The organism is Aliisedimentitalea sp. MJ-SS2 (assembly GCF_032586155.1).
In the GTDB taxonomy this organism is placed as follows: Bacteria; Pseudomonadota; Alphaproteobacteria; order Rhodobacterales; family Rhodobacteraceae; genus JAWHTC01.
In genome coordinates this window covers 427,149-442,171 of the sequence record NZ_JAWHTC010000005.1, presented here as the reverse complement: position 1 = coordinate 442,171, position 15,023 = coordinate 427,149, and the positions used below count along the sequence as shown (strand labels likewise).

At 61.5% G+C, this 15,023-nt stretch carries 10 protein-coding genes, 1 tRNA gene and 2 pseudogenes; 11 read left to right on the top strand and 2 right to left on the bottom strand.

Annotated features, from left to right (window positions below):
* Positions 1-427: 427 nt before the first annotated feature.
* Positions 428-504 (bottom strand) — tRNA-Arg (locus RXV86_RS19780).
* A gap of 168 nt (positions 505-672) precedes the next feature.
* Here RXV86_RS19780 and RXV86_RS19775 point away from each other — a divergent pair.
* The 7 genes and pseudogenes from RXV86_RS19775 (at position 673) to RXV86_RS19750 (ending at position 7,671) form a co-directional block, all read left to right on the top strand.
* On the top strand, positions 673-1,698 hold the full coding sequence (locus RXV86_RS19775; RefSeq protein WP_316302251.1) for a LacI family DNA-binding transcriptional regulator: 1,026 nt from the start codon (positions 673-675) through the stop codon (positions 1,696-1,698).
* A 96-nt stretch (positions 1,699-1,794) separates the two neighbouring features.
* Positions 1,795-2,646 (top strand): flagellar motor protein MotB, encoded by an 852-nt coding sequence (locus RXV86_RS19770; RefSeq protein ID WP_316302250.1) that lies wholly within the window; start codon positions 1,795-1,797, stop codon positions 2,644-2,646.
* A 97-nt stretch (positions 2,647-2,743) separates the two neighbouring features.
* Positions 2,744-4,045: pseudogene (locus RXV86_RS19765) on the top strand (flagellar hook protein FlgE).
* A 55-nt stretch (positions 4,046-4,100) separates the two neighbouring features.
* Positions 4,101-4,166 (top strand): annotated as a pseudogene (locus RXV86_RS22090) (hypothetical protein); the annotation flags it as partial.
* 386 nt (positions 4,167-4,552) lie between these two features.
* Positions 4,553-5,554, top strand: coding sequence for a flagellar basal body rod C-terminal domain-containing protein (locus RXV86_RS19760; protein WP_316302249.1), 1,002 nt, complete (start codon positions 4,553-4,555; stop codon positions 5,552-5,554).
* Positions 5,555-5,557: 3 nt separating this feature from the next.
* Positions 5,558-6,565, top strand: coding sequence for a flagellin (locus tag RXV86_RS19755; RefSeq protein WP_316302248.1), 1,008 nt, complete (start codon positions 5,558-5,560; stop codon positions 6,563-6,565).
* A gap of 56 nt (positions 6,566-6,621) precedes the next feature.
* The gene (locus RXV86_RS19750) at positions 6,622-7,671 is read left to right on the top strand and encodes a flagellar basal body P-ring protein FlgI (protein ID WP_316302305.1); all 1,050 of its coding nucleotides are present in this window, start codon (positions 6,622-6,624) and stop codon (positions 7,669-7,671) included.
* 2 nt (positions 7,672-7,673) lie between these two features.
* Here RXV86_RS19750 and RXV86_RS19745 read toward each other — a convergent pair whose 3' ends face one another.
* Positions 7,674-8,258, bottom strand: a complete 585-nt coding sequence (locus tag RXV86_RS19745; RefSeq protein WP_316302247.1) for a DUF1285 domain-containing protein — start codon at positions 8,256-8,258, stop codon at positions 7,674-7,676.
* Positions 8,259-8,339: 81 nt separating this feature from the next.
* On the opposite strand from RXV86_RS19745, the gene RXV86_RS19740 reads away from it, so the two are divergent.
* The 4 genes from RXV86_RS19740 to RXV86_RS19725 are packed head-to-tail and all read left to right on the top strand — an operon-like array spanning position 8,340 to position 15,023.
* Positions 8,340-9,347 carry a MoxR family ATPase gene (locus RXV86_RS19740; protein WP_316302246.1) on the top strand — a complete coding sequence of 336 codons (1,008 nt, stop codon included), beginning with the start codon at positions 8,340-8,342 and terminating at the stop codon, positions 9,345-9,347.
* Positions 9,344-10,222, top strand: coding sequence for a DUF58 domain-containing protein (locus RXV86_RS19735; RefSeq protein ID WP_316302245.1), 879 nt, complete (start codon positions 9,344-9,346; stop codon positions 10,220-10,222). The genes RXV86_RS19740 and RXV86_RS19735 overlap by 4 nt, the downstream gene beginning before the upstream one ends.
* Positions 10,219-12,975: a DUF4159 domain-containing protein gene (locus RXV86_RS19730; RefSeq protein ID WP_316302244.1), complete on the top strand. Its 2,757-nt coding sequence runs from the start codon at positions 10,219-10,221 to the stop codon at positions 12,973-12,975. The genes RXV86_RS19735 and RXV86_RS19730 overlap by 4 nt, the downstream gene beginning before the upstream one ends.
* Positions 12,972-15,023 carry a hypothetical protein gene (locus RXV86_RS19725; protein WP_316302243.1) on the top strand — a complete coding sequence of 684 codons (2,052 nt, stop codon included), beginning with the start codon at positions 12,972-12,974 and terminating at the stop codon, positions 15,021-15,023. Before RXV86_RS19730 ends, RXV86_RS19725 begins: the two co-directional genes overlap by 4 nt.

The window sequence follows — 15,023 nt, the reverse complement described above, 5'->3', positions numbered from 1 at the left end:
TAAGAAAACCGTTGCAGAGTTTCACACAATCTGTCAAGAAAAATAAACCAGTGGTTTGAATATCAAACCAAATGAATTTGCGGGAGGGGCGCTGCCAGACTAGTTCGCACTGGCCCCAACCAGGGAAGGGGTCTGTCAGTCATTTGGCGCAAAGACCGCGCCATCTAAACGTTGGTGGCCCTAATGGATTGCTCATCACGCCCCTCAACTTGGAGACGTGAACCGCGCCGAGGAGCCACGCTAAATCAAATGACCCTGAAAATGAGCGGGGCAATCCAACAATTCGCGACAATCGCTCCGAGCCCCATTTCGGATACGGCAGACGCATGCAATGTTGGTCGGCCCATGAGATCGAACGATGATGGACTTACAAACCTTGCCGCACACCTTCAGTGTGTAGCCATTTATTCCACGATATCAGTGGCGCTGGCGACCCCGGCAGGATTCGAACCTGCAACCTGCCCCTTAGGAGGGGGCTGCTCTATCCAGTTGAGCCACGGGGCCGCGCGCCGCCTTCATAGCGCCGGTTTCAGCCCCTGTCACCGGCAAGACGAATATCGAACCCCGAAAAACCACACACCGGCGCGCAACGCGCCCTGCGCCACGCTGGCAACTTGAACCAATGGCCTGCTTCGGGCTAACTGTGAGCGTAAACATACCGGGATCGTACCATTGACCAGCCCTTCCAACCGCCCGCTCACCCTACGCGACGTCTCTGAGGCTTCCGGCGTGTCCGAAATGACCGTGAGCCGGGTGCTACGCAACCGAGGAGACGTATCTGACGCCACCCGCGAGAAGGTTCTACAGGCGGCCAAGCGGCTAGGCTATGTGCCGAACAAGATCGCCGGTGCGCTGGCAAGCCAACGTGTCAACCTTGTCGCAGTGATCATCCCGTCAATGTCCAACATGGTGTTTCCCGAGGTGATGACCGGGATCAGCCGAACGTTGGAAGACACTGATTTGCAGCCGGTGGTCGGCATCACCGACTACCTTCCCGAAAAGGAAGAGAAGGTTCTTTACGAAATGCTGTCCTGGCGGCCATCCGGCGTGATCATTGCCGGGCTGGAGCACTCCGACGCGGCGCGCGCCATGCTTCAGGCCAGCGGAATTCCCGTGGTTGAGATCATGGACGTCGATGGCGATCCTGTCGACGCAATGGTCGGCATTTCGCATCGCACCGCCGGGCGTGAAATGGGAGAAGCCATCGCCAGGGCAGGATACAAGCGCATCGCTTTCCTTGGCACCAAAATGCCACTCGATCACCGCGCCCGCAAAAGATTCGAAGGCTTCACCCAGGCGCTCGCCAAGGCCGGGATCGAGATCGCCGATCAGGAGTTCTATTCCGGAGGCTCGGCGCTGGCCAAGGGCCGCGAAATGACCGAAACGGTTCTGAAACGCACACCGGACCTGGATTTTATCTACTATTCGAATGACATGATCGGCGCCGGTGGCCTGCTTTTCCTGCTGGAAAACGGGGTCAATATCCCAGCTGATGTGGGGCTCGCGGGGTTCAACGGGGTCGAACTTTTGCAGGGTCTGCCGATGCAGCTTGCCACGATGGACGCCTGCCGCTTTGAAATCGGCCGGAAAGCCGCGGAAATCATTCTTGAGCGCAGCCGCCGTGAAAACGGCGACGGCGCCCCGGAACATATCGAGCTAGCACCGACTCTGTCGATTGGCGACACGTTGCGAACATAAACCCAGCCACCCCGAGTTTATAAAACTCTACCATTAAGGTGCCGGTAATTTCTGGCTGCTATCGCTTGCCTCGGGTGAGTTAAAAAGGTGGTGGATATGAGCGCGCAAAGCAATGCCGCGCCAGTCATCATCAAGAGAAAGAAAGTCATCAGCGGCGGGAGGCATCATGGCGGTGCCTGGAAAGCTGCTTACGCCGACTTCGTGACGGCGATGATGGCCTTCTTTCTTCTGATGTGGCTGTTGAACGCGACAACCGAGAAGCAACGCAAGGGCGTGGCCGATTATTTCAGTCCGACCGTACCGATCAACCGTGTATCGGGCGGCGGTGAAGGGGCATTTGGTGGCGAAAGCGTCTTCTCCGAGAAAACCCTGCCCCAGAACGGCACCGGGGCGTCCAACAGGCGCCCGACCGAGGCCAACCAGGCCCGCGGCGAAACCGGTGTTGGCGACAAGGGTCAGGATGCGTCTCGTGGCGATTGCGACGCCGAGGCCTTCGAGCTTGTCGAAGAGATGCTGCTGGGACGTGGTGGCGAAAGCATGGCCACCGAAGAGGCATTGAAGCACATCATAACCCGCGTAACCGACGAAGGCCTGGTGATTGAGCTGTTCGATCTGGATGACGTGCCGCTGTTCGACCCCGACACCACCACGCCAACGCAGTTGCTGCACGATCTGGCCGGGATGCTGGCACGGGTCATCCCGCTGGTCGAGAACAAGGTGGCCATTGGCGGGCACACACGGTCCCAGCCCGTGGTTCTGGCCAACAATCCTATCTGGGACCTGTCCTCGGCCCGTGCCAATGCAATGCGCCTACTGCTCGAGAAACACGGTTTGGACAACGAACGGGTGCGCCGCGTCACCGGACACGCCGACAACAAACCTCAGGCGCGCAACCCGATGGACGTCCGCAACAACCGTATTGAGGTGATCCTTCTGCGAGAGCCATGATGAAAGTCTGATAGATTTTATACGTTAGCGCGCTGTTAAGCGGCAACCTTTATGTCTGTGTCCGACTTGATGGTTGATGCAGCAGAAAGGCGTATCCATGACGATTTCATCTTCGCTTAATGCCGGGGTGGCGGGACTTACCGCCAATGCCACAAGACTGGCGACAATTTCGGACAATATAGCGAACTCGGCCACTTTCGGCTACAAACGGGTCGAGGCGGATTTCCACTCGATGGTCATTTCGTCGATGGGCGGCACCTACTCCGCCGGGGGCGTGCGCACCACCACCCAACGCCTGATCGATCAGCGTGGCGCACTTGTGGCGACGTCGAACCCGACCGACCTTGCCGTGCGGGGGCGCGGCATGCTCCCGGTGGCGGCGATTTCCGAAGTGAATGCCGGCAACGGCAACCCGTAAATGATGCTATCGACCACCGGGTCGTTCCGCACCAACGAAGAGGGTTACCTCGTCTCCGAGGCCGGGCTTGTCCTTATGGGCTGGCCGGCGCTGCCCGATGGTACGGTGCCGACCTTTCCGCGTGATACCTCGGACGGGCTGGAACCGGTACAGATCAACGTCAACCAGTTTTCGGGTGAACCGACCACGGCCATCAACCTGGGCGTCAACCTGCCCGCGACCGAGACCGAGGCCGGAGCCGCTGGCACCACCTCGGAACTGTCGATCGAGTATTTCGACAACCTCGGCACATCCGAGAACATCACGGTCGAGTTTGCCCCGACCGTACCCGCCACCGGATCGTCCAACGAATGGACGATGACGCTTTACGACTCGGCCACTCCCAGCACGGTGATCGGCGAATACACCCTCACTTTCGATGACAGCCGCACGTCGGGCGGCACGCTTCTTTCGGTCACGGCCGTCAGCGGCGGCGCCTATGATCCGGTCACGGGCGCATTGGTCGTCAACGTCGCTGGCGGCCCGATGGAAATCAATATCGGCATGCTTGGCGCGGCCGACGGGCTGACCCAGCTCAGCGACAGTTTCGCCCCGGTTTCGATTTCCAAGGATGGTTACCCCGTCGGCAACATGACCTCGGTCGAAGTGGACGCAAACGGCTTTGTCCACGCCTTCTTTGACACCGGCGTGACGCGCACGATCTACCAAATCCCGTTGGTCGACCTACCCAACCCCAATGGGCTGGTCACCCTCGATCAGCAGACCTATCTGCCCTCGCCGGAAAGCGGATCCTATTTCCTCTGGGATGCCGGTGACGGTCCGACCGGTGACATCGTGTCCTTTGCCCGCGAGGAATCGACCACCGACGTGGCCGGCGAGCTGACCAACATGATCGAAACTCAGCGCGCATATTCGTCGAACGCCAAGGTGATCCAGACCGTGGACGAGATGTTGCAGGAAACCACCAACATCAAACGCTAACGTGACGCGGGGCTTTGTCCCTGCATCCTGATTTTGACCCCAGAAAGGATCGCGCATGTCTCTCTCCGGCGCAATGTCGAATGCCCTTTCCGGGCTGACTGCAGCCTCGCGTTCCGCGCAGGTCACGGCCTCGAACCTCGCCAATGTCATGACCGAAGGCTATGGTCGGCGCGAGCTGGAAGTCGGCGCGCGTATCCTCGGTGGAAATGGTGGGGTCACGGTCAACGGCATTGCCCGGCACGTCAATTCCGGTCTGATCGCCGAGCGGCGTCTGGCCGGAGCCGATCAGGCGGGAACCGCCCGGCTGTCGGACTATTTCACCCGGCTCGAAGCCTTAGTCGGCACCCCCCCGAGGGCGATTCCCTTTCCGCCCGGATCGCCGATTTCGAGGCCAGTCTGGTATCTGCAGCCAGCCGCCCGGACCTGGGCCCGCGCCTCGACCAGGTTTTCACCGAGGCCTCAGAACTCGCAAAGACATTCAAATCCGCTTCCGACGGCATCCAGGCGATGCGCAGCGAGGCTGATCGGGAAATCGCCGCCACAGTCGAACAGCTTAACGCTGCGCTTGGCCAGGTGCGCGACCTTAATGTCCATATCTCCCATGCCATCATCAACGGCCACGAAACCTCGGCCATGGAAGATCAGCGCCAAGTGCTGATCAACGAGATTTCAGAGATTGTCCCGGTTAAGGAGTACCAACGCGACCTTGGTGCGATAGCTCTGTTTTCGCCCGGTGGCGCCATTCTGCTTGACGGCAACGCCGCGCAAATCGACTTTACCGCCACCAACGTGATCGCCCCGCACATGACCCTTGCCGGCGGCCACCTGTCCGACTTGAGCATCGCTGGGCGTCCTGTTGATACGGCAAGCGGCACCAGCCCGATCCGAGGCGGCAAATTGGCTGCTCTCTTTGCCATTCGTGACGAACACGCCGTAGGCACCCAATCACAGCTTGATGCCGTTGCACGCGATCTCGTTGAGCGGTTCCAGGATGCCGGGTTGGACGCCACCCGCGCTCCGGGCGCGGCGGGGCTTTTTACCGACGGCGGCGGGCCATTCACAGCCGTCAACGAAACCGGCCTGTCCGGGCGCCTGGCCGTCAACGCCGCGATCGATCCGGTATTGAGAGGAGCCACGTGGCGCCTGCGGGACGGGCTCGGTGCAGCGGTGCCGGGACCCGTGGGACACTCGCAGTTGCTGCAGGATATGCAAACAGCCCTGACCGCGCCTCGCATCCCGGCATCAGGCAATTTCGGGCCGACAGCTCAGAGCACCACCGACCTGCATGCAACCTTCCTTGGCCAAATCGGCAGCGCCCGCGAGGTCAATGATCAGGTGGTCGGTTTTGCCGCGGCACGATACGACGCTGTCAACACGCGGGTGCTGGAGGACGGTGTCGACTCGGATCAGGAGATGCAGCGCCTGTTGCTAATCGAGCAGGCCTACGCCGCCAACGCGCGAATGATGCAGGTGGTCGACGAAATGATGGACGCTTTGATGAGGATCTGACCCATGCCCCTTTACTCTATCGGCGATCTTGCCAGCAGCTTCCTGCTGCGGCGCCAGAACGTGCATCTCAACTCGGAACTCGGCCGCCTGAGCCAGGAAATGGCCAGCGGTGTCGCCGCCGACATCCCCCGTCATCTTGATGGCAATTACAGTTACCTTGGCGATCTCGAACGCGATCTGCTTGTAAACGAAGGCTACACGACCGCTGCGACCGAGGCGGCGCTCTTTATCAGTGCGATGCAAACCACCCTCGACCGGGTGCAGCAAACCGCTACAACCCTGTCGTCGGATCTGATCCTTTCCGGCAATACAACCCTGCCCGAAGCGATGCAGACCGCCTCGAACAACGCGGCTGACCAGTTGCAATCGCTCTTGTCAGCGCTCAACACCAATGTCGCCGGGCGAGCGCTGTTCTCGGGTGCGGCCACCGACAGCTCCAGCTTTTCCTCAGCCAACGCCTTCCTTGCCAACCTTAAAACCGCCGTAGCGGGTGAGGTCACGCTCTCCGGCATCCTGACCGTAATTGACTCTTGGTTCGATGCGCCCGGCGGTGGGTTCGAAACCAATGGCTATCTCGGTGCCACCATCGATCTTAGCCCGTTTCCGGTGGGCACAGGCGAAACCCTCAACCTTGATCTTCGCGGTGACAACCAGACCATCCGCGACCTGCTGAAAAACACAGCCATCGCCGCAATTGCCGCCGACTCAACACTAGGCTATTCCTCCGAACTTCAGGGCATGTTGCTGGTCGAGGCTGGCGAAAACTTGATGACCTCGCAGGGCGAACTGACGGGCATCCGCGCCGATCTTGGCTATGCCGAAGCCAGAATCGAGGAAAGCCGCACCCGTCTCTCGGCAGAAAAGACCAGCCTTGAAATGGCACGAGGCGAGCTTCTGGGCGTTGACCTCTACGACACCGCGACCCAGCTCGAGAATGTCCAGTTTCAACTCGAAAGCCTCTACACCGCCACCGCACGCCTGTCGCAACTTTCCCTGGTGGAGTATCTGTGATGGCCAAACTCTTCACCGCCTTCCTTATCACGTCCTTGATCGCCCCATTTGCCGCCATGGCCAATTCGGTGCGGATCAAGGATCTTGTCGGGTTCGACGGCGTCCGGTCGAACGACCTCGTCGGTTACGGTCTGGTGGTCGGCCTCAACGGCACCGGCGACGGCATCCGCAACGCACCCTTTACCGAGGAAATCATGTCCAACATCCTCGAACGGTTGGGGGTAAACATCACCGGCGAACAGTTTCGCCCAAAGAACGTGGCCGCCGTCTTTGCCACCTCTACGTTGCCACCCTTTTCCCGCGCCGGAAGCAAGGTCGACGTAACGGTATCCGCCATCGGTGACGCCAAAAGCCTCCTGGGCGGCACATTGATCATGACACCACTCAACGCCGCCGACGGGCAGATCTATGCCGTGGCCCAGGGTACCATCATCGCCGGGGGTGCCGCCGCCCGGGGCGACGCTGGGGGCGTGGTTCAGGGCGTGCCAACCTCCGGCGTCATCCCCGCCGGGGCCCGGGTCGAGCGCGAGATCGAGTTCGACCTCAGCTCTCTTCAATCCCTGCGCCTGGCCCTGCGCGAACCCGATTTCACCACCGCCGCGCGGATCGAACAGCAAATCAACCGCGACTTCGGCCGCCGCGTTGCCTTGATGCTCGATTCCGGAACCGTACAGCTCGATATCGCAGGCACCCGCATGCGTTCCCCCGCCCACGCGCTGGGCCGGATCGAGAACATCCTGGTGCAACCCGAACGCAAGGCCCGCGTCGTGGTCGACCAACGCTCCGGCACCATCGTGATGGGCGAGGACGTGCGCATTTCCCGCGTGGCCGTCAGCCAAGGTGGTCTGACTCTGCGCATTCAGGAAAACCCTGTCGCCGTACAGCCCAACCCGTTTTCCGAAGGTCAAACCGTTGTCGTTCCTCGCACCCGGGTCGCCATCGAAGAAGACGCCGGCATCAGCCTGGCCGAGGTCCATCCCGGCACCACGCTCTCCGAAGTGATTGCAGGGCTCAACGCGCTGGGCGTTGCACCACGCGATATGATCGACATCCTAAAAAGCATCAAGGCTGCAGGCGCACTACACGCGGATTTCGTCGTGCACTAAGGTCAGCCGTCGACCAATTCGCCGGACGGGATGATTGGAAAAAACTCCCCGCTCGACCAAAGCCCGAACCAGCTTTGACCGTCGTGTTGAGCATGCGCCCCGATATCGACCAGTCGATAGAAACTCTTGCGATCGATCAGTGCTTCCAACCGGTCACGTACCAGCACGTAGGGCGATGGTTCGCCAGTTTCCGCATCGCGCACCACGCGAATCGGTGCCTCCGGCCCGGCAACTGTCACATCGCCCACATTGGTGTGAAAGCTCAAGACTTGGTTCTCCACCTCGCCTTCCACATCGAAATCCACCGCCACAAAAGGCACGTCGTCCACCGTGATGCCAACTTTCTCCACCGGCGTCACAAGGAAATACTCATCCCCATCTTTGCGCAAAATCGTTGAAAACAACCGCACCAATTCCGGTCGTCCTATCGGCGTTCCAAGGTAAAACCAAGTGCCATCGCGGGCGATCCGCATATCCAACGCCCCGCAGTATTCGGGGTCCCAAAGATGCACCGGCGGCAGGCCCTTACCTTTAGATACTGCCTTGGCCGCGGCGGCGATTCCTTCAGCCGAGGACTTCACGTTCATTTGTCCGCTCATTGCTTTTGCCATTCCCGTCCATAACGCTACACTTGGGCCAAGGCGTAACGCAACTCAAGGAGCATTGCCATGACCGACAGCACCGATCTCGTGGCCGAAATCGAAGAGCTGGAAGCCAAACTGGCGCAGGCCAAGGCCTCGATCACTAGGCGTTTTGTTGGTCAGGAAACGGTGGTCGACCTGGCACTGTCCGCCCTTCTTTGCGGCGGTCATGCCCTTTTGATCGGCCTGCCCGGCTTAGGCAAGACGCGCCTAGTTGAAACCCTGTCCACGGTTATGGGGCTTGATGCCAACCGTGTTCAATTCACGCCTGACCTGATGCCTGCTGACATTCTCGGCTCCGAGGTGCTGGAAACCGGCAGCGATGGCAGCCGCACCTTCAAGTTCATTCCCGGCCCGGTCTTCTGTCAGCTGCTAATGGCGGACGAAATCAACCGAGCCAGCCCGCGCACGCAATCGGCGCTGCTGCAGGCGATGCAGGAACGCCAAGTCACCGTTGCTGGGCAGGACCGCCCCCTTGATGCGCCCTTCCATGTGCTTGCCACCCAAAACCCGATCGAGCAGGAAGGCACTTACCCCCTGCCCGAAGCCCAGCTTGACCGATTCCTCGTGCGGATTGATGTCGATTACCCCGATCGCGCCACCGAAAAAGAAATCCTGATTTCCACCACCGGCGTGGCCGAGAACAAGGCCCGCAACGTGTTTACCCCCGCCGAGTTAGTTGCGGCGCAAACTCTGCTCCGCCGCATGCCGGTGGGTGACGCGGTGATCGAGCAGATCCTCGACCTGGTACGCGCCTTCCGCCCCGAAAGCCCAAATGCCAGCGAAGCCATCCGCGAACTGGTCGCCTGGGGCCCCGGCCCACGTGCAGCGCAGGCGCTAATGCTCACCGTGCGGGCACGCGCAATGCTGCAGGGCCGCCTTGCGCCTGATACCGATGACGTGATCGCCATGTCAAAACCGGTGCTTTCCCACCGCATGGCGCTCAACTTTGCAGCCCGCGCGCGCGGTGAAAACCTGTCCCATCTGATCGACACCACAACCGCTGCCATCCTGCACCAGGAGGCCGCCGCGTGAAAACAACCCCCTCTGCGTTGCGAGCAAGGGCCGAGGCCAAGGCCGCGCATTTCCCGCCGCTTCTGGCCCGGGCCGAACAACTGGCCGGTGCCGTCCTGTTGGGTGAACACGGTCGGCGGCGCGCAGGGCTAGGCGATGACTTCTGGCAATACCGTCCGATGCAACCCGGAGATTCGCGCCGCATGGTGGATTGGCGGCGCTCGGCCCGCTCGGACGCGCAATTCGTTCGCCAGAAGGAATGGCAAATCGCTCAAAGCGTTCAAATCTGGGTCGATCAGGCCGCCTCGATGCGGTTTTCCAGCGCATCGGATACCCCCGAGAAGGCCGACCGTGCAAGGATTTTGGCCCTGTCACTAGCGATCCTTCTTATCCGAGGCGGAGAGCGCGTTGGCCTGACTGGAGATACCCTGCCGCCCCGCCGAGGCGAGGTCCAGATCGATCGTCTTGCAACCGCACTTTCGAGTGACCACCCCGACGATTACGCAATCCCAGATTCGCGCGGCCTTCTGCCCCATGCCCGCGCACTGTTTGTCTCGGACTTTCTCGGCCACATCGATGGCGTCACCGCTGCCCTGACCAAGGCCGCAGATCGCGGCATCACCGGCGTCCTTTTTCAAATTCTCGACCCGGGTGAAGAGGCTTTTCCTTATCAAGGTCGCACCATTTTCCACAGCGTCGGCGGCACGCTCGCCCACGAAACACTCAAGGCCGGGGACCTGCGCAACCGTTATCTTGACCGGTTGGCCGCCCGCAAAGATACCCTGACCAATCTGGCCCGCGCTACCGGCTGGCGATACCATTGCCACCACACTGGCGACAGCGCCCAATCGGCGCTGCTCTGGCTTTATCGCGCTCTAGACGGAGATGCCGGATGACGCTGGGACCCATTGCATTCACCACCCCATGGTTGCTGGGCGTCCTGATCGCACTGCCACTTCTTTGGTTGCTTCTGCGTGCCATCCCCCCGGCCCCGATCAAACGCATCTTCCCGGCGGTGGTTTTGCTTCTGGGCCTGCGCGATGATGACAGCATCTCGGATCGCACCCCTTGGTGGCTGCTCCTGTTGCGCATGTTGGCTGTTGCCGCGCTGATCATCGGGCTTGCCGGGCCTGTGCTGAACCCGGCCGAGCGCCGTGCTCCTTCAACTGACCCGCTGTTGATCGTCATGGATGCCAGCTGGGCCAGTGCCCGCAACTGGGACGACAGGCTTGCCATGCTCGACAGCATCCTGGCCGAGGCCGGGCGCAATGCCCGCCCAGTTGCGTTGTCCCGACTAACCCAACCCGAGGTGCCGCAATTTCAATCCGCCGCCGACTGGCGCAAACGCCTTGCCGGGCTGAACCCTGCAGCCTGGACCCCGACAGATGCGATGATGCAGGGCTTTGCCGGAATGCTGCCCACCGACAACCGTTTCGAGACCCTGTGGATGTCCGACGGGCTTGCACATGAGGGCCGCGACACCCTGCTGCGATCCCTCGAATCCCATGGAGCCGTCTCGGTCGTTCAAGCCCTGACCCCGGTTGTGGCTCTCGAGCCCATGCGCTTTGCCGATGGCACAGTTCAGATCACCGTCCGCCGTGATCAGACCGCGACACCACAGGACATCACCGTGCAGGCCCATGGCCGCGACCCAACGGGCACGATCCGCGTTCTGGCCGAGCTGCCCCTCACCTTCCCCTCTGGTGCCGATGCCATCGAAGGCAATCTGACCCTTCAGGCCGAGCTGCGCGGCCGGTTGACCAGCGCCACGATCAAGGGCCACGACAGCGCCGGTGCCGTAGCGCTTACCGATGACAGCCTGCGCCGCCGTGAGGTCGCCCTGATCTCGGGCCGTGAAAACCGCGAGGGGCTCGAACTTCTGTCGCCACTGCACTACCTGCGTCAGGCACTGGCGCCCAATGCCGACTTGCTCGAGGGGCAAATCGAAGAAGTGCTGCCTGCCAACCCGGATGCCGTCGTGTTGGCCGATATCGCCACACTATCGCCCACCGAGGAAAAAGCACTTAGCGAATGGATCGACAAGGGCGGCCTGCTGCTACGCTTTGCCGGTCCCCGCCTTGCCGCCAGCGAAATCAGCCGTCGCGACGAACACCCGCTGATGCCGGTCCGCCTGCGTGTCGGAGGCCGCAGTGTCGGCGGCGCAATGAGTTGGGGCGCTCCGAAATCCCTTGCCCCTTTCGACAAAGACTCCCCCTTCTTCGGCTTGCCCGTACCCGTCGACGTGCGAGTCACGGCGCAGGTCATGGCCCAACCCGACCCGACTCTGGCCTCTCGCGTAATCGCAACGCTGTCAGACGGCACCCCGATGGTGACCCGCAAGCGGATTGGCCTTGGTCAAGTCGTCCTGTTCCACGTCACCGCAAATGCCGAATGGTCATCCCTGCCCCTTTCGGGGCTCTACATGTCGATGCTGGAACGGCTCTCGGTTGCCACCGCCATCACCACCCCGTCGATCGAGGAAATGGCCGGCACTGTCTGGCAGCCCCTGCGCATTCTCGACGGCTTCGGCACACTGGTACAAGGCGATGATCTGCCCGGCGTCTCAGGTGAAGAACTGTCGCAGGCTCCGCTTGGCCCGACGCTTCTGCCGGGTCTTTATGCTAGTGATGATCGCCAGATCGCTCGCAACACCTTGCGCCCGGGTGATGCACTCACGACGGCAGTATGGCCTACACGCATCCCGCAAATCGGGTTCACTACGGCAAAAGAGACACAGCTTGGCGGCTGGCTCCTGGCCTTGGCGCTTGGGTTGATTACGCTTGATATTCTGGCCTCCCTGGTGCTGACAGGCCGCCTGACCGCCCCTCGCGCCGCCTCGGCAGCAGGTTGTCTCATCACCTTACTCATGCTCCCGACCGACGGCCAAACCAATGATGTCCGCGCCGTCGACGCCACCGCCGAGGTAACGCTGGCCCATGTCCTGACCGGCAACAAACTAATCGACGACACTGCCCGTGCCGGGCTCTTCGGCCTGTCGGAAACGCTGTTCTTCCGCACCTCGGTCGAACCATCTGAACCGATGAGCATCAATCTTGAGACCGACGAGCTGGCATTTTTCCCGCTTCTCTACTGGCCCATCACTCTGGATCAACAACGCCCATCCGAAGCGGCCTACGACAAACTCAACCGCTACCTGCGCGGCGGCGGCATGATCCTGTTTGACACCCGCGATGGCGATATAGCCGGTTTCGGCGCCTCCAGCCCAAATGGTCGCAAACTGCAACAACTGGCCGCGCCGCTCGATATTCCTGCGCTCGAACCTGTGCCCGGCGACCACGTGTTGACCCGCACCTTCTACCTGCTTCGGGAATTTCCCGGTCGCCACTCAGGTCGCGATGTCTGGGTCGAGGCGGCCCCACCGGACGCCGAGAAGATCGAAGGCATGCCCTTCCGCAATCTCAACGACAACGTCACTCCGGTGATCATTGGCGGCAATGACTGGGCCGCAGCCTGGGCCATGGACCGGCGCGGGCAGCCCATTTTCCCGGTCGGTCGCGGTTTGGGTGGAGAACGCCAGCGCGAGCTGGCCTACCGTTTCGGCGTGAACCTCGTGATGCATGTACTGACCGGCAACTACAAATCCGACCAGGTCCACGTGCCAGCCCTACTGGAAAGGCTGGGGCAATGAGTTCGACACTCCTGTTCGATCCCCTTCTGCCCTCACCCGTACTTGGCGCCCTGATTGCGTTAGCCCTGCTCGGCACGGCGTTCGCCTTCTGGCGCGGCCTCTCCGGCTGGGCGCTGCGCGGGCTAGCGGCCCTCGTGATCCTGTTGACACTATCCGGTCCAGTCTGGCAACGCGAAGACCGCGCGACCCTGCCCGATATCGCCATCATGATCGTCGATCAAAGCGCCAGCCAAGGTCTGGCCGACCGCAGCGCCACTACTGAACAGGCAGCGGCCAACCTCGCCACCCGAATAACCGACCTGCCCGATACCGAACTGCGCCGCATCGACCTGCCCGATGGCGCCGGTGATACCGGCACCCGCGCCATGACGGCCCTCTCAGACGCGCTTGCGAACGAGCCGCGTGGGCGCATCTCCGGCCTGTTCCTGATCTCGGACGGGCGCGTGCATGACATCGAAAACGCGCCCGAGCTGCCTGCGCCCCTGCACCTTCTGATGACCGGTAAGCCCAGCGATTGGGACCGCCGGCTGATCGTCGAAAACGCGCCCTCGTATGCCATTCTGGGCGAGGAGTTTGTACTCACCCTTCGGATCGATGATCAGGGCAACGTACCCGAAGGCCTTGATCAGACTCCACTCGAAATCGCTGTCGACGGCGCTGAACCGATGATGTTCCACATCCCGGTCGGCAAACCGGTAGAGCTGCCCGTGACCCTGCCCCATGGCGGGCGCAACATCCTGCAATTCAGCGTGCCGGAAGCCGATGGAGAACTGACCACCCGCAATAACACCGCGCTGGTTCAGATCAACGGCGTGCGCGACCGGTTGCGGGTTCTGCTGGTCTCGGGCGAACCGCACCCGGGCGGGCGCACATGGCGCAACCTGCTGAAATCCGACAGTTCCGTCGACCTCGTGCATTTCACCATTCTGCGCCCGCCTGAGAAACAGGACGGTGTCCCGGTCAGTGAACTGTCGCTCATTGCTTTCCCTACCCGCGAACTGTTCCTGGAAAAGGTCAACGATTTCGACCTGATTGTTTTTGACCGTTACAAGCGGCGCGGCATCCTGCCGTCGCTTTATCTCGACAACGTCAAGGCTTATGCCGAGACGGGCGGCGCCATCCTGATTGCCGCCGGTCCAGATTTCGCCTCTGCCGACAGCCTATATCGCACACCGCTGGGCGACATCATCCCGGCCAATCCCACCGCCCGGGTGATCGAACAGGGCTTCCTTCCAACCGTCACCGACTTGGGCGAACGCCACCCGGTCACTGCCGGTCTGCGCTCGAATGAAGAGGACGCGGACTGGGGCCGCTGGATGCGCCAGATCGAGGTCACGCCTGACACTGGTGATGTGGTGATGTCCGGCCATGAGGGCACACCTCTTCTGGTGTTGAACCGGGTCGGCGAGGGTCGCGTGGCGCTACTGGCCTCGGATCACGCCTGGCTTTGGAGCCGCGGCTACGAGGGTGGCGGTCCACAACTCGAACTGCTGCGCAGACTGGCTCACTGGATGATGAAGGAACCCGAGCTCGAGGAAGAGGCGCTCTGGGCCGAACCAACCGGCCAGACCCTGCGCATCATCCGTCGAAGCCTGTCGCAAGAGGTTGGCAATGTAACTGTCACCACGCCTTCGGGCGAAACCGCTGAGCTGCCACTTAAGGAGGTCGAACCCGGTCAATTTGAGGTACTGTACGACGGCGCGGAAATCGGCCTCTACCGGCTTGCCAATGACGACAAACAGGCTGTGATTGGCCTTGGGCCCGCGGCCCCGCGCGAGTTTGTGGAAACCGTGGCCTCAGATGCGGTCCTTGCGCCGGTGATTGCCCCATCGCGCGGAGGCACGGCGTCATTGCATGACGGCATCCCAACGCTTCGCCATGTGCGCGCCGGACGCCCTGCCTCCGGTCGGGGTTGGCTTGGCCTTACCCCACGTGGCGCGTTCGAAACCACCGGCATTTCACAAACGGCCCTTCTTCCTGAATGGCTGGCCCTTTTCTTGTCGGCAGGTCTTTTAGTTGGCGCTTGGCTGCGCGAGGGTCGACGATAG

What these genes read in the sequence shown, in the direction of transcription:
- RXV86_RS19725 (WP_316302243.1), top strand. Translation starts at nt 12,972, where the DNA reads ATGAGTTCGACACTCCTGTTCGATCCCCTTCTGCCCTCACCCGTACTT.
- RXV86_RS19760 (WP_316302249.1), top strand. Translation starts at nt 4,553, where the DNA reads ATGCGCAGCGAGGCTGATCGGGAAATCGCCGCCACAGTCGAACAGCTT.
- RXV86_RS19740 (WP_316302246.1), top strand. Translation starts at nt 8,340, where the DNA reads ATGACCGACAGCACCGATCTCGTGGCCGAAATCGAAGAGCTGGAAGCC.
- RXV86_RS19770 (WP_316302250.1), top strand. Translation starts at nt 1,795, where the DNA reads ATGAGCGCGCAAAGCAATGCCGCGCCAGTCATCATCAAGAGAAAGAAA.
- RXV86_RS19730 (WP_316302244.1), top strand. Translation starts at nt 10,219, where the DNA reads ATGACGCTGGGACCCATTGCATTCACCACCCCATGGTTGCTGGGCGTC.
- RXV86_RS19755 (WP_316302248.1), top strand. Translation starts at nt 5,558, where the DNA reads ATGCCCCTTTACTCTATCGGCGATCTTGCCAGCAGCTTCCTGCTGCGG.
- RXV86_RS19745 (WP_316302247.1), bottom strand. Translation starts at nt 8,258, where the DNA reads ATGAACGTGAAGTCCTCGGCTGAAGGAATCGCCGCCGCGGCCAAGGCA.
- RXV86_RS19750 (WP_316302305.1), top strand. Translation starts at nt 6,622, where the DNA reads ATGGCCAATTCGGTGCGGATCAAGGATCTTGTCGGGTTCGACGGCGTC.